The sequence below is a fragment of the Streptomyces sp. NPDC058964 genome, from assembly GCF_042741275.1.
GTDB lineage: Bacteria > Actinomycetota > Actinomycetes > Streptomycetales > Streptomycetaceae > Streptomyces.
Genome location: NZ_JBHYKH010000061.1, coordinates 1 through 363 on the forward strand (window position 1 = coordinate 1; position 363 = coordinate 363).

General features: G+C 73.6%; 1 pseudogene. It reads right to left on the bottom strand.

The annotated features are described in order from the left end of the window. Nucleotides 1-363: pseudogene (locus ACFW2E_RS10875) on the bottom strand (ankyrin repeat domain-containing protein); the annotation flags it as partial.

Genomic DNA, 363 nt, shown 5'->3' on the forward strand with positions numbered 1-363 from the left:
GCGCGCTCACGTTGTTGTTCCTGGTGGCTGTGCGGCATGCGCAGCAGGCCGCCGGGCCGGAACACCACCTCGTGCCATTCCCCGCGGCACCTGACCCGCACGGGTGCGGGAGCCGTCGGTCCCGGTGGGCCGACCGGGCCTTCCGGGACCTGGAGGGCGGGGAACAGCGCCTCGCGGACGAGCGGGTGCAGATGTTCCGCCGCGACGCCTCCGACACGCATCAGGTCGAGGTCGGGGAGCCTGCGCCACAGGGCCTCGGCGAGGACGGGCTCGCCTTTGGCGTCGTCCCGGTCGACGGCTCGGGCCAGCAGCCTGCCGGCGTCCGTGAACTCCAACTGGATGAAGGTCCGCCAGTGCGCGGCG